The sequence below is a fragment of the Nonomuraea sp. NPDC049504 genome (assembly GCF_040676845.1).
Classification (GTDB): Bacteria; Actinomycetota; Actinomycetes; order Streptosporangiales; family Streptosporangiaceae; genus Nonomuraea; species Nonomuraea salmonea.
In genome coordinates this window covers 294,362-318,954 of record NZ_JBFAPT010000003.1, presented here as the reverse complement: position 1 = coordinate 318,954, position 24,593 = coordinate 294,362, and the positions used below count along the sequence as shown (strand labels likewise).

The window sequence follows — 24,593 nt, the reverse complement described above, 5'->3', positions numbered from 1 at the left end:
GCACCCCTGCGGGCCCCCGGGCCCTCGCCTTCCGCGCCCCCAGCCCCGCACGCCTCCTGAGACACGCGGGGTGAGCGGATCCGTCGGCTTGCTCGGGTCCGGCCGGGGCCTAGTGGCGTTTGCTGAGTTGTTCGAGCAGGTCGAGGGCGGCGTCGGCGATCACCGTGCCCGGGGGGAAGATGGCGGCGGCGCCGGCGGCGCGGAGTTCGTCCTGATCGCCGGGTGGGATGACGCCGCCGACGACGATCATGATGTCGGCGGCGTCGAGGGCGGCGAGGGCGTCGCGCAGCGCGGGGACGAGCGTGAGGTGCCCGCCGGCCAGCGTCGAGACGCCGACGATGTGCACGTCGGCCTCCACGGCCTGGCGAGCGACCTCCTCGGGCGTCTGGAACAGCGGGCCGACGTCGACGTCGAACCCCAGGTCGGCGAAGGCGGTGGCGATCACCTTCTGGCCCCGGTCGTGGCCGTCCTGCCCCATCTTGGCCACCAGGATGCGCGGCCTGCGCCCCTCCGTCGCGGCGAAGGCGTCGCAGGCGCGCCGGGCCCGCTCGATGTTGGCGGCCTGGCCTGACTCGTCGCGGTACACGCCAGTGATCGTACGCACCTGCTCGGCGTGCCGGCCGAAGACCTTCTCCAGGGCCTCGGAGATCTCCCCCACGGTGGCCTTGGCGCGGGCGGCGTCCACGGACAGCTTGAGCAGGTTGTGCTCCAGGCCGGGCGCGGGGTGCGAGGCGGCCTTGGTGAGGGCGTCGAGCGCGCGGCGTACGGCGTCGGGGTCGCGCTCGGCCCGCAGCCGGGCCAGCTTGTCGAGCTGGCTGGCCCGTACGGCGCTGTTGTCGACCTTGAGCACCTCGATGTCGCGGTCACCCTCGGCCCGGTACTTGTTGACCCCGATCACCGGCTGCCTGCCGGAGTCGATGCGGGCCTGCGTACGCGCGGCGGCCTCCTCGATGCGCAGCTTGGGCAGCCCCGCCTCGATGGCCTTGGCCATGCCGCCGGCCGACTCGACCTCCTGGATGTGGTCCCAGGCGCGGGCGGCGAGGTCGTGGGTGAGGCGTTCGACGTAGTAGGAGCCGCCCCAGGGGTCGATGACGTGCGTGGTGCCGGACTCCTGCTGCAGCAGCAGCTGGGTGTTGCGGGCGATGCGCGCGGAGAAGTCGCTGGGCAGGGCGAGCGCCTCGTCGAGCGCGTTGGTGTGCAGCGACTGGGTGTGGCCCTGGGTGGCGGCCATGGCCTCGACGCAGGTGCGGGCGACGTTGTTGAAGACGTCCTGTGCGGTGAGCGACCAGCCGGAGGTCTGGCTGTGCGTACGCAGGCTGAGCGACTTGGGGTTCTTCGCGCCGAACCCGGACACGAGCTTGGCCCACAGCAGCCGGGCGGCGCGCAGCTTGGCGACCTCCATGAAGAAGTTCATGCCGATGCACCAGAAGAACGACAGCCGGGGCGCGAACCGGTCGATGCCGAGCCCTGTGGCGGTGCCGGCGCGCAGATATTCGACGCCGTCGGCGAGCGTGTATGCCAGCTCCAGATCCAGCGTGGCTCCGGCCTCCTGGATGTGATAGCCAGAAATGCTGATGGAGTTGAATTTCGGCATCTTCTCACTCGTATAAGCGAAAATATCCGAAATAATGCGCATTGACGGAGCTGGCGGATAAATGTAGGTGTTGCGGACCATGAACTCCTTGAGGATGTCGTTCTGAATGGTCCCCGCGAGCTGCTCGGGCGCGACGCCCTGCTCCTCCGCCGCCACGATGTAGAGGGCCAGGACGGGCAGCACCGCGCCGTTCATCGTCATGGACACCGACATGCGGTCGAGCGGGATGCCCTCGAACAGCTGCCGCATGTCGTAGATCGAGTCGATCGCCACCCCCGCCATGCCGACGTCGCCCGCGACGCGCGGGTGGTCGGAGTCGTAGCCCCGGTGCGTGGCCAGGTCGAACGCCACCGACAGGCCCTTCTGCCCGGCCGCCAGGTTGCGCCGGTAGAAGGCGTTGGAGTCCTCGGCGGTGGAGAAGCCGGCGTACTGGCGGATCGTCCAGGGCTGGTTGACGTACATGGTGGGGTAAGGGCCGCGCAGGTAGGGCGGCGCGCCGGGATACGTCCGCAGGAAGTCCAGCCCGTCCAGGTCGGCGGCGGTGTAGAGGGGCTTGACCGCGATGCCCTCGGGCGTCTCCCACACCTCGCCCTCCGGCTGCGGGCCCGCCGGCCCGTCCGCGGGCAGGGGTTCGAGCGGGATGCCGGAGAAGTCCGGGATCATCGGGTCACCTCCAGGTCGTCGAACGTCTCGCGGAGCACGGCGGGCACGTCGCACCCGGCGTAGAGGTTCGCGTCGATCCCCTCATGACGTCCCTTCCCCGCCAGCCACACCTTCTTCGCACCGGCCTCGCGCAGGGCGGCGGCGACGGAGGCGGCGTGCTGCTCGTAGAGCTGGTCGGTGGAGCACAGGCAGGCCACGGTGGTGCCGCTGGCGGCGAACGCGGCGGCGATCCGCCCGGGGTCGGTGCCCGGCCCGGCCGTCTCGACCGCCAGCCCGCCGGACTGGAAGAGGTTCGCGGCGAACGTGGCCCGCGCGCTGTGCGCGGCCAGGGGGCCGATCGTGGCCAGGAACACCTTGGGCCGCTCGGGCTGCGCGTCGGCCAGGTCGCGCAGCCGCTCGTACGGCTCGGCGTACCGGATCCTGGGCGGCTCCGCCCGCTCGTCCGTGCGGTCGGGAGCCCGCCGGAGCGGTTTCTCGGCAGGGTCGGGGAACTCGCTCACCCCGGTGATGGGGAAGCGGCGGTGCGCGATGTCGTCGTCGCGGCGAGCGCGGGTGGCGGCGATGCGGGCGGCGATCAGCGGCCCCGCCGCCAGGATGCCGCCGGCCGCCTCGATCTCCTGGAAGAAGGCCCAGGCGGCGGAGGCGAGGTCGGCGGTGCGGCGCTCGACGTACCAGGAGCCGCCGGCCGGGTCGATGACGCGCCCCAGCCCCGACTCCTCCAGCAGCAGCGACTGGGTGTTGCGGGCGATGCGGCGGGAGAAGTCGTCGGGCAGCCCGAGGCAGGCGTCGAACGGCTGCACGGTCACCGCCGCCGCTCCGCCGACCCCGGCGCCGAAGCAGGCCAGGGTGGTGCGCAGCATGTTGACCCACGGGTCGCGGGCGGTCATCATCGCGGAGCCGGTGACGGCGTGCTGCCGCTGCCCGCCCGCGTCCGGGGCGCCGCAGACCTCGGCGACTCTGGCCCACAGGCGGCGCGCGGCGCGCAGCTTGGCGATGGTGGCGAACTGGTCGGCGGTGGCGGCGTACCGGAACTCGAGCTGCCCGAGCGCCTGCCCGGCGCTCAGCCCGGCCTCGGTGAGCGCGCGCAGCTCGGCGACGCCGGCCGCGATCGAGCAGGCCAGTTCCTCGGCGTCGCTGCCGCCCGCGTCGTGGTACGGCGTGGCGTCCACGGTGACGGCCCGCAGCCCCGGATGCCGCTCGGCGCAGCGCAGCGCCAGCTCGGCCCCGCCGGTGCCGTACGCCGCCGACGCGCCGAGGTTGCCCGACGGCTCGACGCCGCGTTCCGCGGCCAGCGCGAGCAGGGCCTCGGCGGCCTCGGGGGTCTGCTCCCCCGCTTCCAGGACGACGGGCGCGAGGTCGAGGTAGACGTTCTCCAGCACCCTGCCGAGCGCGCCCACCGGGATGGCGTCGTCGCCGACGACCAGCCAGAGCGAGGTGACGCCGTTCTCCAGATCGGCGAGCACGGCCTCGGGGTCGGCGACGGCGTGCCGCTGGCGTACGTCCCAGCCGCCGGTGACCCGCGCGCCGCGCACGTAGGGGGCGGCGCCCGGGGAGCCGGGGTCGCCGGGCAGGTCATCGGCGTCGTAGAGCGGGGCGATCGTGAGCCCGTCGTACGTCGTCCTGGACAGCGCCTCCTCAGGCGCGGACGTCTCGGCTCCCGACTTGCGCAGCACCTCCGCCGCCAGCGCCCGCCAGTCGTCCCGTGAGGTGGGCGCGAACCCCGCTGCCAGTTCCATGGTTCGGATAGTAGGCGGAACCACCCGAACCCAGTAACCCCGGGCCTAAGCCTCCCAAGTCAGACGCCAGGTGATCGGGCCCACGATGCCGTCGTCGCTGACGTTCTGCTGACGCTGGAAGCTCCGGCACACCTCGCGCGACTCCGGCCCGTACGCGCCGTCCACCGCGAGCTCCCAGCCGCGCCGCCGCATCTGCGTCTGCCAGGTGCGGACGTCCTGGCCCCGCGTGACGGGCGGGTAGCTGAGCAGCCTCCCGGGGAACGGCGGTGCGGTCGGCCCGCCTCCCCCGCCGTCGTCGCCGCCACCCGCCGGGCGCGGCGCGCCGCGTCTGACCCAGGCGTAGAGGGGCTCGCCGGGGCAGTCGGTGGCGTAGCCGTCGCGGTGACCCTTGATCTCCTTGCCCGCGCTGCCGTTCTTCCTGACGAACTCGATGGCGTCGACGACGGCGTGCAGGATGCCGTCGGGCGGTCTGACCAGGCCCGAGTTGCCGACCAGGCCGAGCACGGCGTAGTGGCCGGCGTTCAGGCCCGGGCCGTTGGCGGCGGGCAGGTGGTGCAGGCCCCTGCCCTCGAACACCTTGCGGTGCGGGCAGGCGACGTAGCTGTAGCCGATGTCGATCCAGCCGTTGCCGTCCATGTGGTGGGCCTGGATCGAGCGCACCAGCGCCGCGCAGCGCCCGTGGTCGCCGACGATCGCCTCATCGACCCTGCCGCCGGTGTAGTGAACCTTGACTCCTTTGGTGGAGTCGAGCTGTGTGTAGTCGCCGCGCGGGGCGCGGGCGTTCCAGTCGCGCCGTAACACCAGGTCGATGGCCACCATGAGCTCCGAGAGTCGCTGTCGTGACGACTGAGCGTAACCCGGAGGACGCGGAACGGTCCCGGGATCGGCGATTTCGGTTACGGTCTGATCACCCGCCGGTCGGTCACGATGGCGGTGATGAGGTCGTGGGGCGTCACGTCGAAGGCCGGGTTGAGCGCCTGGGTGCCTTCGGGGGCGATGCGCACGCCGCGTACGGAGACGATCTCGTCGGCGCCGCGGTCCTCGATCTCGATCTTGTCGCCCGACGGGGTGTCCTCGTCGATCGTGGACTCCGGCGCGACCACGATGAACGGCACCCCGGCGCGTTCCGCCCCGAGCGCGAGCGCGTACGAGCCGATCTTGTTGGCCGTGTCGCCGTTGGCGGCGATGCGGTCGGCGCCGATGAGCACCGCGTCGACGTCGGCCCGCGCCAGCAGGTAGGGGCCCGCGGAGTCGGCGATGAGCCGGTGCGGCGCGCCCATCCTGCCGAGCTCCCACGTCGTGAGCCTGGCACCCTGCAGCAGCGGCCTCGTCTCCAGCACCAGCACCTCGGCCAGCCGGCCGCGCTCGTGCAGCGTCTGGACGACACTGAGCGCGGTGCCGCGCTCGACGGCGGCCAGCCCGCCGGTGTTGCACACGGTCATGATGCGCAGCCGGTCGCCTTCGAGCAGGGCGGCGCCGCGCGCGCCCATGGACCGGCTCGCGGCGAGGTCGTCGTCGCGTACGCGCAGGGCGGCGGCCAGCACCGCCGCACGGCCCTCGTCGAGGTGGGCGGCGGCCTGGTCGACGCCCCAGGCGAGGTTGACGGCGGTCGGCCTGGCGGCGCGCAGCGCGGCGATCTGGTCGGGGTCGCCGTCGGCCAGCACGACGCCGAGCGCCCCCGCCACGCCGAGCGCGGGCGCGCCGCGCACCGCCAGCCGCCTGATGGCGTCGATGAGCTCGGCGACCGTGTGGATGCGCAGCATCACGCACTTGTCGGGCAGCAGGGTCTGGTCGATGATCTCGACGGCGTCGCCGACCCAGTCGATGGTCCTCACGACAGAACGCTAACCCATCTCCCACCAGCCATCAGCCCCCGGCTCATCAACGTTCGGCGAGGACGATGACCGAGTCGCTCGTGCCGAGCACGATCGGCCGCGTCTTGTCCGGGTTCAGGACGATGCCGTAGTGCGGCGGATCGTTCCTGCCCAGGTTGTCGCGGTAGCCGATGGCCGTCTCTCCCCTGAGCCGCGCCGACTCCACGACGGTGGAGAACGACACCTCCACGCCCGTCTTGACGTAGTCGGAGGCCGGACGGGGGTAGATCTCCGAGCCGCGCGAGTCGAAGAGGTAGCCGAAGACGTCCGCGAGGTGCCGGTTCTCGGCGAGCTGGGCCAGCAGCAGGCCGATGACGGTGTCGCTGATCACGATGTCGTCGGCCTCGGTGACCTCGGCGAGCGCGCGGTTGTTCTCGTCGTGCATCTCGCTGACGATCGAGTAGTGCTCGCCCAGCGTCTTCTGCATGTCGCGCAGCTGCAGCAGCGTCATGAGCGTGCGGGTGTCGGCGTGGTGCGGGTCGAAGCGGTCGTCGGACAGCACGATGACGTGCTGGAACAGGCCGACGCCGAGCGACTCCAGGGCGAACCTGTCGGTGGTGTCGCAGTCCTTGACGTTGACGGTGAGGTTGCGCAGGCCGGTGAGGTTCGTCCCGGCCGAGGGGTGGTCGGTGGCGACCTCCAGCACCGAGCCCGCGGCGACGTAGCCGTCGAGGTAGCGGATGATCTGCTCGGCGCGGCCGTTCCAGTTGAGCAGCAGCGTGCGCTCCGGCTGGGTGGGCGCCTTCTCCGCCGTGACGATCGCCGCCTCCTCCAGCGCGGGCCGGCCGGCCGCGAGGCGGACGTGCGAGTCGTCGTCGGCGATGATGATGACCTGGTCGCCGTCGTCGATGACGGTGTCGAGCGGCGGGTTCAGCACGATGCCCGACGGGCGGCGCAGGCCGATCACGGACGCGGTCTCGTACCCGTGCAGCGCGTCCCCGTACGTGACGCCGAGCAGCTTCTTCGGGGTGCGCAGGTAGATCTCGCCACCGTCGAAGTTCAGCAGGTCCATGCAGACCACGGACATGCCGGACTGGCGGGAGGACTGCACGATCAGCCGCGAGGCGGTGTCGTCGGAGTCGACCAGGTGCACGTCCTCGCCGCCGGCCAGGCGGGCGGCGGCGAGGTTGCGGCTGGAGGTGAGGGCGGCCACCACCGGCGGGCGCACGCCCTCGCGCTTGGCCAGCGCGAGCAGGATCTTGATGACGTGGGCGTCGGGGTCGTCGCGAGCGGGCGACAGCACGACGACGGAGCGGGCGGTCGAGAGGTTCATCAGCGCGAGGTCGCGCGGCTCGGTCGGCCGTCCCGTACGGCACACCACACGGGTGCCGCCGAGGTCGCCCAGCCGCTCGCGGATCTCCTCCTCCATCTCGAGTTTGTCACGTTCCGCCATGATCGCGATGACGGAGTGCTTCTGGCTGGCCTGCGCCTTGACCAGCTCGGAGATGATCGTGAACACCTGGTCCGACCAGCCGAGGATGACCGTGTGCCCGCGCTCCACGATCCGCGAGCGCCCCCTGCGCAGCCGGTCCACCTTCTGCTTGAGGCCGTTGGACAGCAGACCGACCAGCATGCTGACGATGAACAAGCCGCCGAGCGACATCGCGAACATGATCGCGACGTACGTGATGGACCCCTCGTCGCTGGCGACCTTGCCCGGGCTCAGGGCGTGCATGAGGGAGATCCACAGCAGCTCGCCGGCGTGGTCGACACCCTCGGGCTCGTTGGGCGCCAGCCACAGCGTCAGTCCCGTCACGACCGCCATCAGCGCGACCGACACGATGGCCAGCCACCCGATGAGCGACGCCGTGCCCTTCGACATGGTGTTGTCGAACCAGTACCGAGCCCGTTCGCGGAACGTGACTTTCGACACTTCCCCCATACCTCCGCTTAAGGACTGATTAACCCGACGTCACAAGGTACCGGGCATACACCCCTCTCGCATGGCGAAGCGGTCACAGTTTCCCCGGCGCCACCGGGCTTGGCGCGCCCGGCCCCCTCGTCACCACCCGGCCAGGTACGCTCAAGGAGAACCACTGTCCCCAGCCAGAAAACTCTTCGACATCCGGCCCCTGAGACGGAGATCATCAACGGTATGTCTGTGATTAGGGAGGTGCCGTTCCCCAGCCCGGACTCCTCTGAGCTCCCGATGAACATCTGGATCGACGACGCCGACTCCGCCATCGACGTGATCGACGCTCTGGCACTGTCGCCCTTCGCGACGGGCGTGCAGCCGTGGTCCCGCCTGGCCAACCTGGAGCGCGTACGCCCTGACGCCCCGCTCGCCCCCGCCGGCGGCCGGGTGCTGCGCACCGCCCGGGTCGAGGACGGCTCCGAGTCTCGGCTGATCTGCGGTGACGGCTGGACCCTGCGCGTCGTACGCCACCGCAACCGCACGGCGACGGTCAGCGTCACCGCGGTCGACGAAGACCTGGCCAAGAGCGTGCTCGCGGAGAGCATCGAAGGCGCGGAAGAGGCCGTCCCCGACGTCGACCACGTGGAGATGGGCTTCTGGTGGCGCGGCATGCACGGCGGCACCCGCTCGGAGAAGCCGATCACCGCGCAGCCCTGGGACGAGATCGGCACCAACTACTCGGCGAAGGTCCGCCCGGCGCTCGACCGGCTCATGGCGGTCACCCCGGAAGACGTCAACGGCCGACTCATCCTGCTGCACGGCCAGCCCGGCACCGGCAAGACCACGCTGCTGCGCACGCTCGCCAAGCAGTGGCGCGACTGGTGCCAGGTCGACTGCGTGCTCGACCCCGAGCGGCTGTTCAACGAGCCCGGCTACCTCATGGAGGTCGCCGTCGGCTACGACACCGACGAGGAGTCCCAGCGCTGGCGGCTGCTCGTGCTGGAGGACTGCGACGAGCTGATCAGCTCCGGCGCCAAGGCCCAGGCGGGTCAGGGGCTGTCCCGGCTGCTCAACCTCACCGACGGGCTGCTCGGGCAGGGCCGCGACGTGCTCGTCGCCATCACCACCAACGAAGACCTCACCCGTCTCCACCCCGCCGTCGTCCGCCCCGGCCGCTGCCTGGCGCAGCTCGAGGTGGGGCCGCTGAGCAAGGAGGAGGCGGTGGCGTGGCTGGGCACGCAGGAGGGCGTCGGCCCGTCCGGCGCCACCCTGGCCCAGCTCTACGCGCTCCGCTCCGGCCGCGAGATCACCCCGACCCCGGGCGACGAGTCGACCGGCCTCTACCTCTGACGTCGGGCCCCGGGGGCGCCTTGACAGACGCCCCCGGATCGCCCTTCAGGTGAGGTAGGTGTGCAGGCGGCGGGCCTCACGGACGAAGTTGTTCGAGGCCTTGCGCTGGGCGATCTCGGCCACGCACGGCACCGCGCCGCGCGCGCCCGCCCATCGGGCCGCCCGTAACGCGAACACGAGGCCCTGCGTGTGCCGGGTGTGCGACCGCTCGCCCGGCGCGGGCAGGAAGCCCGGCAGGAACGCGGTCACGATCCGCCACACCTCCCGCTGCGCGCCGAACGCGGCCGCCGCCTCCAAGGTCTCGAACGCCGGGCCGGGCTTGAGCTCCGTACGCTGGATCAGCAGCGCGAGCCGCCGTCCCACGCGCTCGGCGTCCAGCTCGCCGCGCGCGGCCAGCTCCACGACCGGCCGCGCCCGCTCCTCCGCCGTCCCGCGTGCCCGATCCGCGACCAGGTACGCCACCACGAGCGCGAGCGCCTCCCCGGGCGGCCCACCCGCCGCCGCCAGGGCCTGCGCCTGCGCCGTCTCCATGCGCACCCGCCGCCACCGCTCCATGAGATGCGGCACGCAGTGGGCCGCCACCGCCTCACGGTCGGACGGCATCAGATGGGGCCACCACCCCAGATACCCGCCGTGATCGCGCAACCGATGCGCCACGGACCCGCTGAACAGCCCGTCCACGAACTCCAGCCCAGTGGGCCCGGCCGGCCGCAGCCGCGCGCTCAGCTCGTGCGCCCGGTCCAGCACCGGCCCCGCGTCAGCCGCACAACAAGCCCAGCCCTCCTGCCAAGGGCCGGACTCGCCGGCAGCCGCCTCACCGCTTCGCTCACCACCATCGCCGGCTGGAAAGCCGCCACCGCCGGAGTGGCCCGCATCCCCGCCGACCGGGCTGCCGGGCGGGAGGACGTGCACGCCGGGCGCCGGCGGGGCGGGCGGGAGGACGTTCGTGCCAGGCACTGGTGTGGCGGTGTCCGGGCCGCCGAGCACCCGGCATGACCAGATCAGCTCGGCGATCGGTTCCGGCCGCTCGCCGTTCATCCAGCGGGCGGCGACGCGGCCCGCCTCCGAGGTGAGCCGGGCCGCCTGGGCCGCCGCGTGCGGCGGGATGTCGCGGGGCAGCCGCAACAGGGCCTGTTGCAGGTCGGCGGGCAGGGCCTCGACGCCTGCCCGCTCGTAGCCGGACAGGCGTTCCACCAGCATCTCGGGGTCCAGGAGTCCGGAGCCCTCGGTGGGTTCGGCGAGCAGGTAGGGCGGCAGTGTGCCCGCGGCGAGCGCGTCGTGGACCTCGGCCCAGCGTCGCAGCAGGAACAGGTGCGGCCCTGGCACGTCCCCGAGCCCCGGCAGCCGCTCGTCCCCGACCGGTGACGAGCCATCCGCGGCCGACGGGACGACGGTCCCGGTCACGAGGCGGGCGATCGCCTGAGCCCAGTGGCCGATGTCCAGCCAGGGGCCCGGGGGCGGAGGCCGGTGTTCCGTGAGGCGGGTGGTGAGGGCCTCGCGGGCGTGTCCGTACAGGTGGACCACGCCCGCGAGCCAGCGTTCCGCACCCTGCCAGTCGTCCCGCGGGCACGGACCCAGCTCGTACGCCGCCCGCACCGGCGCGGGGAACGCGCCGGCCTCGACGGGTGCGGGCAAGGACACCGGGGTGAAGCCGTCGAGATCGCCGGGCCCGTCCGCCGCGTCCGGGCCGAAGACGGCCGCCAGCGTCTCGGCCAGCTCCTGCGGCAGCACCGCCATCGCCTCCCTGATCGCCCGAGCCCCCTCGGCGGTGAACCGCTTGGCGTGCTTGACCGCCACCCGCACGGCCCGCCCCTGCACGTCGGTGGACTCCGAGCCGAACGCGCAGCCCAGCGCGGGCGCCAGCGCGTCGAGCCCGGCGGCGGGGTCACCGGCGGCGGCCTCGTCGAGCCAGGTGACGCCGGCCGTCTGCAGCTTGCGTTCGGGCCTGAGCAGCAAGGCCCGCACCGCCTCGGTCACGTCGCCGGCCTCCAGGTCGCCGAGCCGCCGTACGTGCCTGAGCACCGGCTCGGCCACCGCGCCGGGCGCGGCAGGCAGCAACCCCAGGTAGGCGCGGCGACGCCGGCTCACCTCGTCGTCCGTGGGCTGGAGCAGCTCATGGAGGCGTACGAAGAAGCGCAGGTCGGCGGGCTGCCCGCCACGCAGGAACCGCCGCAGGCACCCGTCGAGCAGCAGGTCGCGCCCGATCCGCCCGTCGCCCGCCAGCTCGTGCAGCGCGGCCAGCCACGACCGGGGCCTGGGCGGGTCGGCGCGTTCGTCGCGCAGCAGCGCCCCGACCCCCTCGGCGTCGAACATCCGGGGCACGAGGTGGTCGAGCAGCGGGTCGGCGCGCAGCCCCGCGGCGTCGGGCGTGCAGGCGGCCCACGCGACGACGAGCGGGTCGTGCTCGGGCGGGGTCACCCCGGTGTGGCGCAGCAGGGCCAGCACCGTACGGACCCCCTGCCCAGGACCGCCGCGCCGGCGCGGCCCTGGAGCGAGCTTGAGCGCGGCCAGGGTGGCGAACTCGGCCCGCCACTCCGCCGTCCGCCCGGCCAGCCCTGGCCCGAGCAACCAGAGCAGCACGGCGTCACCCGGCTCCTCCGCCCGGCCGCGACTCCGTACTTCTCCGGCGAAGCGCCCGTACCTTTGTGAACGGCTCGTGACGGCGGCCTGGTGGGCGACGTGCGAGCCGCGATCCCATGGGACCTGCGCGCCGTCAAACGGGCCGTCATACGCGCCGTCAAACGGGCCGTCAAACGGGCCGTCATACCGGCCATGCCCGGAAGGAGCGTGACGGCCGTGCCCCAAGGAGGCTCGCGGCGTGGGATCGGAGGGGGTGTAAGGGCTGTGCGCGCCTCGTGGGCCGGGCCGCCACGGGGCGCGGGGGTCGAGGCGGTGGAGGAGGTCGGCGGCCGTCTCGGGGTCGGCGGTGGCGACGGCGGCTGCCACCGCGTCCCATGACGTGGCGAGCGGCTCCTCCCCGACGTTCACGGCGCCGCCTCCCCCGCGGCCCGGGCGCCGGGTAAGGCCGTGTCACCGGCGGGCGTGCGGCCGGGCATGCCGGCCGGCGGGCAGGGCACGGGGTGCGAGTGTGCCTGGAAAGGGAAAGTCATGCCCCAGACCATAGGGTTGATCACCGACACATTCGCCCCGGTACGTAAACCATCCGATGTGCGGCATGCGGCACAAAACCACAATGTGCCTGGTGCTCACCGTCGATCTGGCCCGCGTCGCCTTCACCCGCTTCGCCGTACCGACGGCACAGGAAGGCGCGCAGGAGTGGACCGGTGCGGAGCACCCGATCGGCTTCGCGGCCACCCAGATCATCCCGTCGTGGACGGCCCGCACCCCGCCCGGCTCGTGGATCGAGATCGCGTTACGCGCGAGAGCCCGTTCCGAAGCCGAGGACACCTGGACCAAGTGGTACGTCATGGGCCGCTGGTCCGAGCACGGCGACCCGCGGACGTCGGTGCCCGGCCAGGGCGACGAGGACGGCGACGTGGCGGTGGACACGTTCGTGGCCAGGCGGCCGGTGACCGCCTACCAGGTGCGGGTGACCAGGCACGGCGAAGGCGCCGTGGTGACGGGCCTGGGCGTGATGGCCTCGGCCCTGCCGCCGCACCCGCCCGCCCCCAGCGCTCCCGGCCCGGGCGGCGCGGTGGAGCTGGACGTGCCCCGTCACTCCCAGCACGCGCACGCCGGCCACCACCCGCGCTACGACGGCGGCGGCGCCAACTGGTGCAGCCCGGCCTCGGTGGCGATGGTGCTGGCGTTCTGGGGGCGCGGCCCGGCCCCCGAGGAGCTGGCCTGGGTGGGCGGCGGCGACCCGGCCCCGGCGGTGGACCACGCGGCGGCGGGCACGTACGACGCGAGCTACCAGGGCACCGGCAACTGGCCGTTCAACGTCGCCTACGCCGGCCGGTACGGTTTGTCCGGGTTCGTAACGCGGCTGCGGTCGGCGGCGGAGCTGGAGCCGTTCGTCAGAGCCGGCATCCCGGTGATCACCTCCCAGTCGTTCAAGGCGCACGAGCTGCCCGGCTCCTGCTACAGCACGAACGGTCACATCCTGGTCGTCACCGGCTTCACCGCCGAGGGCGACGTGGTGGTGAACGACCCCGCCGCCCCCACGGACGGCGAGGTCAGGCGGGTCTACCCGCGGGCCGCGTTCGAGCACGTGTGGCTGCGGAGTTCGGGCAGCGGCGGCATCGCGTACGTGCTGCACCCCCCAGACGTCCATCTTCCTCCTAGTACCAACGGCAATTGGTGAGTTCATGAGCATTAGCCCGATCGACGTGGCGAGGACCGACGGCGGTCCCCAGTGGGTGGAGGCGGTGGCCACGCCCGCCGGGGTCGAGGTCTGGTGGGACGAGCCCCGCCCGCACGAGGGCGGCCGGCGCTGCGTGGTCCGCCGCCTGCCGGACGGCACCCGCGTGGACGCCCTTCCCGAGGGCTGGAACGCCCGCAACCGGGTCGTCGAGTACGGAGGCCGCTCCTGGCGCCCGCTGCCCGGCGGCGGCCTGGTCTTCACGAACTGGGCCGACCAGCGCCTCTACCGCCTGGACGGCGCCGAGCCCGTGGCGCTCACCCCGGAGGGCCCCGAGCGCTACGGCGACCTGTACCTGCCGCCGGGCCGCGACGAGGTGTGGGCGGTCAGGGAGACCCACGACGTGCGGGACCTGGTGGCGGTGCCGCTGGACGGCGGCGACGCGCGGGTCATCGTCAAGGCCCAGGACTTCGTGATGAACCCCCGCATCTCCCCCGACGGCCGCAAGGTCTCCTGGATCGGCTGGGACCACCCCAACATGCCCTGGGACGGCACCGAGCTGTGCGTCGCCCCGCTGGCCGCCGACGGCACGGCGGGCCCGCACGAGGTGGTGGCGGGCGGCCCGAGCGAGTCGGTCACGCAGGCCGAGTGGCGCGACGCGACGAGCCTGTACGCGGTCACCGACCCGACCGGCTGGTGGAACGTGCACCTCGTCCCGCTCGGCGGCGGCGAGCCCCGCAACCTGACCCCGATGGAGTCCGAGTTCGGCGTGGCGCCGTGGAAGCCCGGCCTGGCCACGTTCGCGGTCGCGGACGACGGCCGGCTGGTCGTCGTGCACGGCACCGCCGACCGCCGCCGCCTGGGCGTGCTCGACCCCCGGACCGGCGACCTGCGGGACCTGGGCGGCACGGCCACCCACTGGTCGGGGACGGTCTCGGTCGCGGGCGGCAAGGCCGTGGCGGTGAAGGGGACGCCGTACACGCCGCTGCAGGTCACGCTGGTCGGCCTGGACGACGGCGGGCACGAGGTGGTGTCGGCGCCCAAGCCGCTGCCGGACCGCGCGCTGCTGCCGGACCCCGAGGCGGTGACGATCGAGGGCGTGCACGCCCACCTCTACCCGCCGTCCGGCGCGCAGGGTCCGGGCCCGTACGTGATCTTCGTGCACGGCGGCCCCACCGGCAACATGCCGATCCTGCTGGACCTGGAGATCGCCTACTTCACCAGCAGGGGCATCGGCGTGGCGGTGGTCAACTACGGCGGCTCGACCGGCTACGGCCGCGCCTACCGCGAGCGGCTGCGCCACCAGTGGGGCGTCGTGGACGTCCAGGACTGCGCCATAGTGGCGCGCGGGCTGGTCGAGCGCGGGGTCGCCGACGCGGCCAGGATCGCCATCAGGGGCGGCAGCGCGGGCGGCTGGACCACGGTGGCGGCGCTGGTGCACAGCGACGTGTTCGCGGGCGGGGTCGCGCACTACGCGATCACCGACCCGGAGAGCTGGGCCGCCGAGACCCACGACTTCGAGTCGCGCTATCTGGACGGCCTGGTGGGCCCGCTGCCCGAGACGCGGCAGCGCTACACCGAACGCTCCCCGCTCCTGAACGCCTTCCGGGCCTCGGGCCCCTGCCTCATGTTGCACGGCCTGGAGGACGCGATCGTGGACGTGAGCCAGGCCGAGCGATTCACCGCCGAACTGGACAAACATGGCAAAGAGTGGGCCTTGCTCACCTTTCCCGGCGAGCAGCACGGCTGGCGCAGGGAAGAGACCATCGTCGCGGTATTGGAGGCCGAGCTGGCCTTCTACGGGCTGATCTTCGGCATGGAGACCCCCGACGTGCCGCCTCTGACACTGAAGGGGAGAGCGTGAAGAGCGTCGCCGAGATCTGCTCGGACCTGATCAGATTCGACACCACCAATCCGGGCTCGGGAGAGCGGCCGGCGGCCGAGTACGTCGCCACGCTGCTCGCCGACGCCGGGATGGAGCCGGTGGTGTTCGAGTCGGCGCCGAAGCGGACCACGGTCGTCACCAGGATCGACGGCGACTCGCCCGACGCGCTGCTGATCCACGGCCACCTCGACGTGGTGCCCGCCGACCCGGCCGAGTGGCGCATGCACCCGTTCTCCGGCGAGATCGTGGACGACTGCGTGTACGGCCGCGGCGCGGTCGACATGAAGGGCTCGTGCGCGATGACGCTGGCCACCGTGCTCGGCATGGCGGCGCGCGGCGAGCGGCCGAAGCGTGACCTGGTGCTGGCGTTCCTGGCCGACGAGGAGGCGACCGGCGACTACGGCTCGCGGCACGCCGTGGGCGAGCACCGTGACCTGTTCGACGGGGTGAGCGAGGCGATCAGCGAGTCGGGCGGGTTCAGCGTCGCCTCGGGGGACGACCGGGTCTACCCGATCGCGGTCGGCGAGCGCGGCACCGCGTGGATGCGGCTGACCGCGCACGGCGTGGCGGGCCACGGCTCACGCCCGCCCAGGGACAACCCGGTCGCCACGCTGGCGCACGCCCTGTCGCGGGTGGCGTCCTACGAGTGGCCGGTACGCCTGACGCCTCCGGTCGCGGCGCTCATCAGGGAGCTCGGCGAGATCACCGGCCAGCCCGTGGACCTCGACCGCCTCGACGCCGAGGCGGCCCGGCTGGGCGCGCTCGGCCACCTGTTCAAGGGCCAGATCCGCAATTCGGCGAACCCGACCATGCTGGACGCCGGCTACAAGGTGAACGTCGTGCCCTCCACGGCCCAGGCACACGTGGACGGGCGCTACCTGCCCGGCCTCCAGGAGGAGTTCCTCGGCGTGATCGACGAGCTGCTCGGTCCGAAGATCACCCGCGAGTTCGTGAACCTGGAGGACGCGCCGGGCGTCCCCTACCCGTCGCCGTTCTTCGACGAGCTGGCCGGGGCGCTGGTGGCCGAGGACCCGCGGGCGCGGCCGGTGCCGTACGTGATGGCGGGCGGCACGGACGCCAAGTCGTTCGCCCGCATCGGCATCGAGGGCTACGGCTTCGCGCCGCTCATGCTCCGGCCCGACCTCGACTACTTCGGCATGTTCCACGGCAAGGACGAACGGGTGCCGGTGGAGGGCCTGGAGTTCGGCACCCGCGTGCTGACCCGGCTGCTCACCTGAGCGTCAGGCGAACTTGGTCTTCGGCCGGTCCTGCAGCACGCCGTCCACGTAGACGTCGAGCTTCTCGTCGTAGAACGCGACCAGCCCGGCGACCTTCTCGCTCTCGGGCAGCGGCGTGCGGTAGGACCAGGCGAGGTCCTCCTTGCCGTTGACCGACCAGTACTCGGCCGTGCCCTTGTACGGGCAGTGCGTGACGGTGCCGGTCGGCTCCAGCAGGTCGAGCCGTACATCGGTCTTCGGCAGGTAGTAACGCGTCGGCAGCCCGGTCTCGAACAGCAGTCGCGGGCTGTGCGAGTCGGCCACCGTGACGCCGTCCACCTCGATGCGGACGTGGCGCGAGCTGCTCAGGATGTCCACCCGCGTGTACGGGTCGCGCGGGTGGACGAAGACCTCCTCGTCCTCCTCGAACCAGGCGTCCATCGCGTCCCACTCGAACCGCACGTGTCCCCGGATCTCCTCCAGGGGCGAGTCGGGGTAGGCGAGCGCGGCGTCGGCGGCCTCCTTCGTCCCCGAGGTGACGGTGTAGACCACGGCGTCGCCCCGGCTCGGCGAGTGCTTGGTCGCGCCCGTCGGCTTGAGCGCGGACTCGTCCACGTCGGCGAGCGGGAAGTAGTAAGCCGGGTAGTAGGGCACCTCCCAGACCAGGAGGGCGGAGGTGGTGTCGGCCACCACCCGGCCGCCTAGGTAGGTCCTGACACGCTTGGCCGTACGCTCGACGCGCACCCGGCCGCGGTTCTTGGCATCCATATCCCCGCAAACCCGCTCGCGGCCCCGCCTATTCCGGTCGTCAGCCGAGGCCGAAGGCGGCCAGCGTGCCCCACGTCGTCAGCGCGCCGGTCACCGCTCCTGCGGCGACCTGGGGCCAGGTGTGGTGGGAGAGCCTGACCCGCGCCCAGCACACCAGCGCCACCACCGCCGCCCCGATGAGCGCGGCCGGCCAGGCGGGCAGCACGTGCGCGAGCACCACGACCGTGCCCGCCGAGACGGCGGCGTGGAAGGAGATCTTCCAGCGCAGCGTGATCGGGACGGTTACCGCCAGCGCGATCAGCATCGCCGTCACGGTGGCCACGAGCAGCGTCGGGGCGCCCAGCACGACCAGCAGGGCCAGCGCCACCAGCACCGCCGCGACGGCCGCCAGCAGCGGCTTGGTGCGCCGCGTCCGGTCCACGATGTGGTGCGAGTCCAGCAACCCCCTGCGTACGCCCACCGCGATCACCGCCGCCGGCACCCCGCCGCAGAGCATCGACGCCACCAGCCCCCAGGCGGCGCCGCTCCACCCCTGCGCGAGCAGCCCCACGGCCGGCGGCATGACGATGACCAGCACCTGAGGTGCCAGGATGTTCGTCACCCGCCTCGCCACCAGCTCAGCCGTCATGGCACGAAACAGTACGCGATCATGCCCCACACTCACCCCACCAGCCACAAAACCCCAGGTAAGGCACCCCGATCCCAAAGAGCCAAAAAGCCCCGAACAACAGACCAGAAGGTCAGGCTGTCCGCAGGGGCTCAGGTGACAACTCTCCCCAAGCGACGACCAGGAGGTCGGTGATTCACTCACCCATCTGCCTGAGCAAGGCGCGGGGTCAGGTTTTGGAGGCCGCGTTGACGATGCGGGTGGTGGAGCGGCCGGGGATGGCGTCCATCTCCCAGCAGTCGGCCCCCAGGATCGCCGCCGCGGCGGCGCGGGCGCCGGCGTGCGGGTCGCCGGCCGTGTGGGCGAGCGCGGCGGGACGCATCGGGGCGAGCAGGTCGATGTAGTCCTCAGGGCCGTGCGCCTCGGGCGGCCCGGTGACGACGAAGACGCCGGTCACGAACCGGAGCGCGGCCAGCACCTCGGCCCGCTCTTCGGCCGGGTTGACCGGCCGGGTAGGACCTTTCCACGCCCGCACCCGCGGGTCGTCCTCGACGCCGACGACGAGCGGCAGCCCGCGCGCGGCCACCGCACCGAGGTAGCGCACGTGGCCCACGTGCAGGATGTCGAAGACTCCGGTCACGACCGCCGTGCCCGGCCGGTCGTACGGCTGCACCCAGACGGCCTCCAGGCTGCTCACGCGACCTCCTGCTCCCCCATGGGCCTAGACGACTCGTCGATCGCAGCGTACTCGGTCGGCGCGCGAGGCCGTGCAGGCGACCTCGGAAAGGCGATTCCTACCTTTTCGCGATAATCTCCGGGCCCCCTCTGGCGCGTCTCATGACGTCACCGGATTTTGGGGGAGGTCGCCGTGGCACCGCCGGACGCGCACCAGGTGAACGAGGACGACCGGCCAGGCCCAGGCGACCACGTGGTCCGGTTGCCGGGGACGCCGTCGCAGGTCTCCAGGGCCAGGGCGCTGGTGAGGACGGCGCTCGGCCGCGATCATCCGCTCTACGACGACGTGGTGCTGCTGACGAGCGAGCTGGCCACGAACGCGATCCTGCACACCAGGTCGGGCGGCGGGGGCTCGTTCACGGTGAGCCTGGCCAGCTCGCGCAGCGCGGTGCGGGTGTTCGTGACGGACGCGGGCTCGGACGGGCCGCCGTGCGTGTGCCGTACGGGGACGCAGGAGACCAACGGACGGGGGCTGCCGCTGATCGAGGCGCTCAGCCACCGCTGGGGCTTCACCCGCGAGCAGGGCTCGACGACGGTCTGGTTCGAGCTGCTGGAGGAGCCCGTCCCGGCCGGCGTCGCGGTCTGAGTCACCAGCGGTCCGACTCGGCAGCGGTCCGACTCAGCAGCGGTCCGACTCGGCAGCGGTCCGACTCGGCAGCGGTCCGACTCAGCGAAGGTCAGAGGTCGAGCCGGCACAGCCCCTCGGCGAGCGCCTTCGTGGTCAGGCGGGTGCGGCTGTCGCAGCCGAGCTTGGCGAAGATGTGCTCCAGGTGCGTGGTGACCGTGCGCACGCTGAGCACGAGCGCCGCCGCGATCTGCGGGTTGGAGTCGCCGGCCGCGACCCGGGTGAGGACGTCGACCTCGCGCCCGGTCAGGTCGTACGGCAGGGGGCACGGCCGCTCGGCCGCCACCGCCCCCTGGAGCGCCCCCTGGAACCCGACCCCGGCCCTGACCAGCCGCACTTCGTGCCAGCGCCCGTCGCCGCCGAGCCACAGCCCTTGCCTGCTCAGCTCGCGCGAGTCGATGAAGGCCCGCGCGTAGGCGGCCATCGCGGGGTCGTCCCACAGGACGGGCGACACCTCGCGGCCCGGCACCTCGCGCCGCGTGCCGAGCCGGTCGAAGGCCACCGCGCGGAACCCGGCGGGCAGCCCCACGGGGTCGATCACGCACCGGTTGAGGTCGGTGACGTGGGCGAGCAGCGGGCTGACGGCGGCCACCAGCGCGCCGGTGCGCCGCGGGAACGCCTGCCTGGCGGTCAGGTGGAGCAGCCCGGTGAAGCGGCCCTCGTCGAGGAAGAGCGGCGCGGTCAGCCCGGCCCGCCAGCCGTAGGGGGCGAGGTGGCGGCGGAAGTAGCGCTCGGTGCCCGGCTCGGGCATCTCGACGGGCGCGCGGGTGTCGAGGGCCCTGCGGTAGGCGTCGAGCGCGGCGTACTCCTCCGCCGCGTCGTGGTCGATGCGCGGGTGGCCGTCGGAGATCACGCTCTGGTGGCGGCCGGTGGCGGGGTCGTAGGCGACGAACTCGTAGGCGTCGAGCGGGACGACGCGGCGCAGCGCCGCCATCGCGCCGTGGGCGCCCCCACCGCCCGCGACCTGGTAGCCGACCTCGGCGAACGCCTGGAGATGGCGCACGTCAACGGTGATCTGGGCCACGCCTGTCTTTATATCATTTACCGATTTGCGCCCTTGGCTTTGCCGAAACCCGGGGTGCTATGGTCGTGCCATGCAGCAGCGCGCCTACGTCACGACGACGCCGGACACCGTCCCGGCGCGCTGATTCCTTGCTTCCCGGGCGGACGCCCGGGGAGCTGGTCGTTCGCCCTTTCCACGGAAAGGTTGATCATGAACGACCACCGCAGGCTCGGCCGCGAGCTGGGCATCTTCGACACCGACCCGCTGATCGGCTCAGGGCTGCCCTACTGGCTGCCCGCCGGCGCGGCCGTGCGCAAGGCCGTCGAGGACTACGTGCACGAGCTCGAACGCCGCAACGGCTACCAGCACGTCAACTCGCCGGTGCTGGGCAAACGCGAGCTGTACGAACGCTCGGGCCACTGGGCTCATTACGCCGACGACATGTTCCCGCCGATGCTGGTGGGCGGTGAGGAGTTCGTGCTGCGGCCCAGCCTGTGCCCGCACCACGCGCTCATCTACCGCTCCAGGCAGCGCAGCCGTCGCGAGCTGCCGCTGCGCATCGCGGAGCTGGGCGGCATGTACCGCTCGGAGCCGTCGGGCGTGCTGGGCGGCCTGACCAGGGTGCGCTCGATCCAGCTCAACGACGGCCACGTGTTCTGCGCGCCCGAGCAGGCCGCCGCCGAGGTGTCGGCCGCGCTCGACCTGATCGAGGCGGCGCACGCGCGGCTCGGCATCAGGGCCGCCCGCTACCGGCTGTCGCTGCGCGGCGAGGGCGCGAAGTTCGTGGACGACCCGGCCATGTGGGCGCGCTCGGAGTCGGTGCTGCGCGAGGTGCTGAAGGAGCGCGGGCGGCCGTACGACGAGGAGCGCGGCGAGGGCGCCTTCTACGGCCCGAAGATCGACATCCAGATCGCCGACCCGGCGGGCCGCGAGTCGACCCTGTCCACCGTCCAGGTCGACTACTTCCAGCCCGAGCGCTTCGACCTGACCTATGTAGGCGGCCGGCGGCCCGTGATGGTGCACCGCAGCGTGGTGGGCGGCATCGAGCGGCTGGTCGCCCACCTGGTCGAGGTGCACGGCGGCGCCTTCCCCGCCTGGCTGGCCCCGGTGCAGGCGGTGGTGCTGCCGCTGTCGGACGCCGAGCTGCCGGCCGCCGAGAGCCTGCTGCGGCGCTGCCTGGAGTCGGGGCTGCGGGCGGAGCTGGCGCCGGCCGACCGGGGCAGCCTCGGGGCCAGGATCAGGGCGCACCGGCTGGTGCCGTACCAGCTGGTGGTGGGGCCGCGCGAGGCGGCGAGCGGGAGCGCGTCGGTACGGCTGCGCGACGGCTCCCAGGCCGGTGAGGTGCCGGTGGAGGAGCTGGCCGGGCGAGCGCGGCCGTTCGGCTGACGGTAAAGATCAATCGGATAACGGAGGCTTCCCCGATCGTGTAAAGGGCTCGTAAAGTCCGCTGCAACGGCCGAGGTCCGAGGAGGACGGCTTGACCGAGCTGAGCGATCGTGAGGCCGACCTGGTCTCCGCCCACGAGCAGGAGCGCCCGGCGCGCGAGCTGGGCGGTCCGCTCCGTGCCGGGGTGTGGGTCGTGGGCGGGCTGCTGTCGGCGTACTCGCTGCTGGTGGTGTTCCGGCCGGTCGAGGCGATTCAGCACCGGATGACGTTCCTGGCGGTGGCGCTGCCGCTGGTCTTCCTCTGCTACCGCTCGGGGCTGGACGCGGTCGTGCGGCGCCTGCTGCGGCGGCCCGCACCCGAGCCCCGGGACAGCACGAAGCCGGAGCGGCCTGGCGTGGCCGACTGGCTGCTGGCCGCCGCCTCGCTGGCCGTGCTCGTCTACCCGCTGCTCGACATGGACGCCTTCCGCGAGCGCGGCTCCGGAGCGGCGCTGACCGACCTCGACGTGGTGTTCGGCGTGGCGCTGACCGTGCTGCTGCTGGAGGCGGTACGCCGCACGGTCGGCCTGGCCTTCGCCGTCATCTGCGTGGGCTTCCTGCTGTACGCCTACTACGGCGCGTACCTGCCGATCGACTGGACGATCGGGCACCCCGGCTTCGACATTTCGCAGATCGTCTCGCAGCTCTACACCGGCACCGAGGGCTTCTTCGGCGTGCCGATGCAGGTCGCGGCGAGCTACATCATCCTGTTCACCATCTACGGCGCGGTGCTCGACCACTCCGGCGCCAGCAAGTTCTTCATCGACCTGAGCTTCGCCGCCTTCCGCAGGTCGAGGTCCGCGCCCGGCCGCACGGTGACCACGGCGGGCTTCCTGCTCGGCACCGTGTCGGGCTCTGGCGTGGCGACCACGGTGAGCCTGGGCAGCGTGGCCTGGCCGGTGCTGCGGCGGGCCGGCTACCCGAGGGAGGCGGCGGGCGGCATCCTCGCGGCCGGCGGCATCGGCGCGATCCTGTCGCCGCCCACGCTCGGCGCGGCGGCGTTCATCATCGCCGAATACCTCGGCGTCAGCTACCTGCAGGTGCTGCTGTACGCGACCGTGCCGACCCTGCTCTACTACCTCGGCATCTTCCTGGCCATCGAGATCGACTCGCGCCGCTTCGGCACCCGCGCGGTCGAGGTGGACGCGCCGGGCGCGGGGCGGCTGCTGCTGCGCTTCGGCTACCACTTCAGCTCGCTGATCCTCATCGTGGTGCTGATGGCGCTCGACCGGTCGGCGTTCCAGGCGGTGGTGATCGCCACGGTGGTCGCGTTCCTGCTGTCGTTCCTCGACCCGGAGCGCCGGATGGGGCCGCGGCGCATCGGGCGGGCGCTGGCCAAGGGCGCGCTGGAGGTGCTGCCGGTGACCGCGGTCTGCGCGGCGGCCGGCATCATCGTCGGCTCGATCACGCTGACCGGGCTCGGCCAGAACCTCGCCGACATCATCGTGGACGTCGGCGCCGGCAGCCTGATCGCGACCACGGTCATGGCGGCGGTCGCGGTGCTGCTGCTGGGCCTCGCCGTGCCGGTGACGGCGAGCTTCATCATCGCCGCGGTGATCATCGGGCCCGCGCTGTTCGACCTCGGGGTGACGCGGCCCGAGGCGTACATGTTCGTCTTCTACTACGCGGTGCTGTCGGAGGTGAGCCCGCCCACGGCGCTGTCGGCGGTCGCGGCGGCGGCGATCACGGGCGGCAACACGTACCGGACGATGATGATGACCTGGCGGTACACGCTGCCCGCCTTCCTGGTGCCGTTCGCCTTCGTGCTCACCCCCAACGGGCAGGCGCTGCTCGGGCAGGGCCCGTTCGGGACCGTGCTGCTGATGACCGCCGTGTCGGCGGTCGCGGTGGCCGCGCTCGCGGTGGCCACCGGCGGCGCGGCCGCCTGGCCCGAGCGGGTGCTCGCGGCGGTGGCCGCGGTGCTGCTGCTCTTCCTCGAACCCGTCCCCATCGTCGCCGGCCTCGCCGTCCTGGCCGTGGCCGCCGCCGTGCATCTCGTCAGAAGAAGGAGAAGGGACCCAAGGTGAAGCGGATACTCACGATCGTCGCCGCCGCCGTCCTGACCGTGGCCGGCTGCGGGGGCGGTGGCGCGGGCGGTGGCGCGGGCAACCGGATCTCGATCGCCACGGGCGGCACGACGGGCGTCTACTACGTCTACGGCGGCGGCCTGGCCAAGCAGCTGTCGGCCGGCATCGCGAACACGCAGGCCACCGCGTCGGTCACCTCGGCCTCGGTGGAGAACATCAAGCTGCTCGCCTCCGGCAAGGCCCAGATCGGCTTCTCCCAGGCCGACACCGCCGCCGACGCGGTCAACGGCAAGGACGGCTTCACCGCCGAGCAGCCCATCAAGGCGCTGGCCCGCATCTACGACAACTACCTGCACCTGGTGCTCGCCCCCGGCGTCAGCGCGGCCAAGGTCGCCGACCTGAAGGGCAAGCGCGTCTCGCTCGGTCCCGCCAACTCCGGCACGCAGGTGGTGGCGCGGCGCGTGCTGGAGGCGGCCGGGCTCGACCCGGACAACGACGTCACCAAGCAGCAGCTGTCCATCAACGAGTCCGTGCAGGCCGCCAAGGACGGCACGATCGACGCGTTCTTCTGGGTCGGCGGCCTGCCCACGGCAGGCATCACCGACCTCGCGGTGAGCAGGCCGGACATGAAGATGATGGACACCAGCGAGGTGCTGCCGACCATGCAGTCCACGCACGGCGAGCAGTACGTGAGCCTCGACGTCGACCTGGCCGCCACCTACAAGCTGTCCGGCCTGATCAAGACCGTCGGCATCGCGAACGTGCTGCTGGTGCCCGACTCGATGGACGAGCAGCTCGCGTACGACATCACCAAGACGCTGTTCGAGAAGAAGGCCGAGCTGGAGAAGGTGCACCCCGAGGCGAAGAAGCTGGACCCGGCGCTCGGCCAGCAGGTGGCCCCGGTCGAGCTGCACCCCGGCGCGGCCCGCTACTACAAGGAGAAGGCCTGACCCGGCTGGTCCTGGCGCT

19 protein-coding genes are annotated in these 24,593 nt (G+C 72.6%); 8 read left to right on the top strand and 11 right to left on the bottom strand.

All coding sequences use genetic code 11. The features are described 5' to 3' along the window. Window positions 1–109 precede the first annotated feature (109 nt). The 5 genes from scpA to AB0K28_RS07895 form a co-directional block, all read right to left on the bottom strand. On the bottom strand, window positions 110–2,257 hold the full coding sequence (scpA, locus tag AB0K28_RS07915; protein ID WP_364366472.1) for a methylmalonyl-CoA mutase: 2,148 nt from the start codon (window positions 2,255–2,257) through the stop codon (window positions 110–112). After that, window positions 2,254–3,993, bottom strand: coding sequence for a methylmalonyl-CoA mutase family protein (locus AB0K28_RS07910; RefSeq protein WP_345401921.1), 1,740 nt, complete (start codon window positions 3,991–3,993; stop codon window positions 2,254–2,256). The genes scpA and AB0K28_RS07910 overlap by 4 nt, the downstream gene beginning before the upstream one ends. Window positions 3,994–4,038: 45 nt before the next feature. Next, the gene (locus AB0K28_RS07905) at window positions 4,039–4,812 is read right to left on the bottom strand and encodes an N-acetylmuramoyl-L-alanine amidase (RefSeq protein ID WP_364366468.1); all 774 of its coding nucleotides are present in this window, start codon (window positions 4,810–4,812) and stop codon (window positions 4,039–4,041) included. Between the two features lie 77 nt (window positions 4,813–4,889). Beyond that, entirely contained in the window at window positions 4,890–5,828 is a 939-nt protein-coding gene (mtnA, locus tag AB0K28_RS07900; RefSeq protein ID WP_364366465.1) for an S-methyl-5-thioribose-1-phosphate isomerase, read from the bottom strand. A 46-nt stretch (window positions 5,829–5,874) separates the two neighbouring features. After that, complete coding sequence (locus AB0K28_RS07895) at window positions 5,875–7,749, bottom strand: potassium transporter TrkA (RefSeq protein ID WP_364366462.1); 1,875 nt, start codon at window positions 7,747–7,749, stop codon at window positions 5,875–5,877. Window positions 7,750–7,962: 213 nt separating this feature from the next. Here AB0K28_RS07895 and AB0K28_RS07890 point away from each other — a divergent pair, with 213 nt between their 5' ends. After that, the gene (locus AB0K28_RS07890) at window positions 7,963–9,072 is read left to right on the top strand and encodes a DUF5925 domain-containing protein (protein WP_364366460.1); all 1,110 of its coding nucleotides are present in this window, start codon (window positions 7,963–7,965) and stop codon (window positions 9,070–9,072) included. Between the two features lie 45 nt (window positions 9,073–9,117). On the opposite strand, the gene AB0K28_RS07885 is transcribed toward AB0K28_RS07890, so the two are convergent. Both AB0K28_RS07885 and AB0K28_RS07880 read right to left on the bottom strand, forming a co-directional pair. After that, window positions 9,118–11,652, bottom strand: coding sequence for a hypothetical protein (locus AB0K28_RS07885; RefSeq protein WP_364366457.1), 2,535 nt, complete (start codon window positions 11,650–11,652; stop codon window positions 9,118–9,120). A 404-nt stretch (window positions 11,653–12,056) separates the two neighbouring features. Then, a complete protein-coding gene (locus AB0K28_RS07880; RefSeq protein ID WP_364366454.1) occupies window positions 12,057–12,182 on the bottom strand; it encodes a hypothetical protein in 126 nt (41 codons plus the stop codon). A gap of 83 nt (window positions 12,183–12,265) precedes the next feature. Between AB0K28_RS07880 and AB0K28_RS07875 the strand changes: the two genes are divergently transcribed. The 3 genes from AB0K28_RS07875 to AB0K28_RS07865 are packed head-to-tail and all read left to right on the top strand — an operon-like array spanning window position 12,266 to window position 16,456. Then, entirely contained in the window at window positions 12,266–13,336 is a 1,071-nt protein-coding gene (locus tag AB0K28_RS07875; protein WP_364366981.1) for a C39 family peptidase, read from the top strand. A gap of 4 nt (window positions 13,337–13,340) precedes the next feature. Further along, the gene (locus AB0K28_RS07870) at window positions 13,341–15,197 is read left to right on the top strand and encodes a prolyl oligopeptidase family serine peptidase (protein ID WP_364366452.1); all 1,857 of its coding nucleotides are present in this window, start codon (window positions 13,341–13,343) and stop codon (window positions 15,195–15,197) included. After that, window positions 15,194–16,456, top strand: a complete 1,263-nt coding sequence (locus tag AB0K28_RS07865) for a M20/M25/M40 family metallo-hydrolase (RefSeq protein WP_364366449.1) — start codon at window positions 15,194–15,196, stop codon at window positions 16,454–16,456. Before AB0K28_RS07870 ends, AB0K28_RS07865 begins: the two co-directional genes overlap by 4 nt. A 3-nt stretch (window positions 16,457–16,459) precedes the next feature. Here the strand turns inward: AB0K28_RS07865 and AB0K28_RS07860 are convergent, their stop codons facing one another. The 3 genes from AB0K28_RS07860 to AB0K28_RS07850 all read right to left on the bottom strand — a co-directional run bounded on the left by AB0K28_RS07860 (window position 16,460) and on the right by AB0K28_RS07850 (window position 18,507). Beyond that, on the bottom strand, window positions 16,460–17,203 hold the full coding sequence (locus AB0K28_RS07860) for a DUF427 domain-containing protein (RefSeq protein ID WP_345401900.1): 744 nt from the start codon (window positions 17,201–17,203) through the stop codon (window positions 16,460–16,462). Window positions 17,204–17,243: 40 nt separating this feature from the next. After that, a complete protein-coding gene (locus AB0K28_RS07855; protein ID WP_345401897.1) occupies window positions 17,244–17,831 on the bottom strand; it encodes a hypothetical protein in 588 nt (195 codons plus the stop codon). A 208-nt stretch (window positions 17,832–18,039) separates the two neighbouring features. Further along, window positions 18,040–18,507, bottom strand: coding sequence for an adenylyltransferase/cytidyltransferase family protein (locus tag AB0K28_RS07850; protein WP_345401894.1), 468 nt, complete (start codon window positions 18,505–18,507; stop codon window positions 18,040–18,042). Window positions 18,508–18,678: 171 nt separating this feature from the next. Between AB0K28_RS07850 and AB0K28_RS07845 the strand changes: the two genes are divergently transcribed. Continuing rightward, window positions 18,679–19,131, top strand: a complete 453-nt coding sequence (locus AB0K28_RS07845) for an ATP-binding protein (protein ID WP_364366444.1) — start codon at window positions 18,679–18,681, stop codon at window positions 19,129–19,131. Between the two features lie 91 nt (window positions 19,132–19,222). On the opposite strand, the gene AB0K28_RS07840 is transcribed toward AB0K28_RS07845, so the two are convergent. Next, a complete protein-coding gene (locus AB0K28_RS07840; protein WP_364366441.1) occupies window positions 19,223–20,194 on the bottom strand; it encodes a LuxR C-terminal-related transcriptional regulator in 972 nt (323 codons plus the stop codon). Here AB0K28_RS07840 and thrS point away from each other — a divergent pair. The 3 genes from thrS to AB0K28_RS07825 all read left to right on the top strand — a co-directional run bounded on the left by thrS (window position 20,165) and on the right by AB0K28_RS07825 (window position 24,574). Further along, window positions 20,165–21,559, top strand: coding sequence for a threonine--tRNA ligase (gene thrS, locus AB0K28_RS07835; RefSeq protein ID WP_345409717.1), 1,395 nt, complete (start codon window positions 20,165–20,167; stop codon window positions 21,557–21,559). The genes AB0K28_RS07840 and thrS overlap by 30 nt on opposite strands. Window positions 21,560–21,650: 91 nt before the next feature. Then, window positions 21,651–23,624, top strand: coding sequence for a TRAP transporter fused permease subunit (locus AB0K28_RS07830; RefSeq protein WP_364366438.1), 1,974 nt, complete (start codon window positions 21,651–21,653; stop codon window positions 23,622–23,624). Further along, on the top strand, window positions 23,621–24,574 hold the full coding sequence (locus tag AB0K28_RS07825; protein WP_364366435.1) for a TAXI family TRAP transporter solute-binding subunit: 954 nt from the start codon (window positions 23,621–23,623) through the stop codon (window positions 24,572–24,574). Before AB0K28_RS07830 ends, AB0K28_RS07825 begins: the two co-directional genes overlap by 4 nt. Window positions 24,575–24,593 lie beyond the last annotated feature (19 nt).

Bases quoted from the DNA above. Each gene is read 5' to 3' on its own strand.
- AB0K28_RS07870 (WP_364366452.1), top strand. From the start codon at position 13,341: ATGAGCATTAGCCCGATCGACGTGGCGAGGACCGACGGCGGTCCCCAG.
- AB0K28_RS07875 (WP_364366981.1), top strand. From the start codon at position 12,266: ATGTGCCTGGTGCTCACCGTCGATCTGGCCCGCGTCGCCTTCACCCGC.
- AB0K28_RS07895 (WP_364366462.1), bottom strand. From the start codon at position 7,749: ATGGGGGAAGTGTCGAAAGTCACGTTCCGCGAACGGGCTCGGTACTGG.
- AB0K28_RS07910 (WP_345401921.1), bottom strand. From the start codon at position 3,993: ATGGAACTGGCAGCGGGGTTCGCGCCCACCTCACGGGACGACTGGCGG.
- AB0K28_RS07890 (WP_364366460.1), top strand. From the start codon at position 7,963: ATGTCTGTGATTAGGGAGGTGCCGTTCCCCAGCCCGGACTCCTCTGAG.
- scpA (WP_364366472.1), bottom strand. From the start codon at position 2,257: ATGATCCCGGACTTCTCCGGCATCCCGCTCGAACCCCTGCCCGCGGAC.
- AB0K28_RS07855 (WP_345401897.1), bottom strand. From the start codon at position 17,831: ATGACGGCTGAGCTGGTGGCGAGGCGGGTGACGAACATCCTGGCACCT.
- AB0K28_RS07860 (WP_345401900.1), bottom strand. From the start codon at position 17,203: ATGGATGCCAAGAACCGCGGCCGGGTGCGCGTCGAGCGTACGGCCAAG.
- AB0K28_RS07880 (WP_364366454.1), bottom strand. From the start codon at position 12,182: ATGACTTTCCCTTTCCAGGCACACTCGCACCCCGTGCCCTGCCCGCCG.
- thrS (WP_345409717.1), top strand. From the start codon at position 20,165: ATGGCGCACGTCAACGGTGATCTGGGCCACGCCTGTCTTTATATCATT.
- AB0K28_RS07905 (WP_364366468.1), bottom strand. From the start codon at position 4,812: ATGGTGGCCATCGACCTGGTGTTACGGCGCGACTGGAACGCCCGCGCC.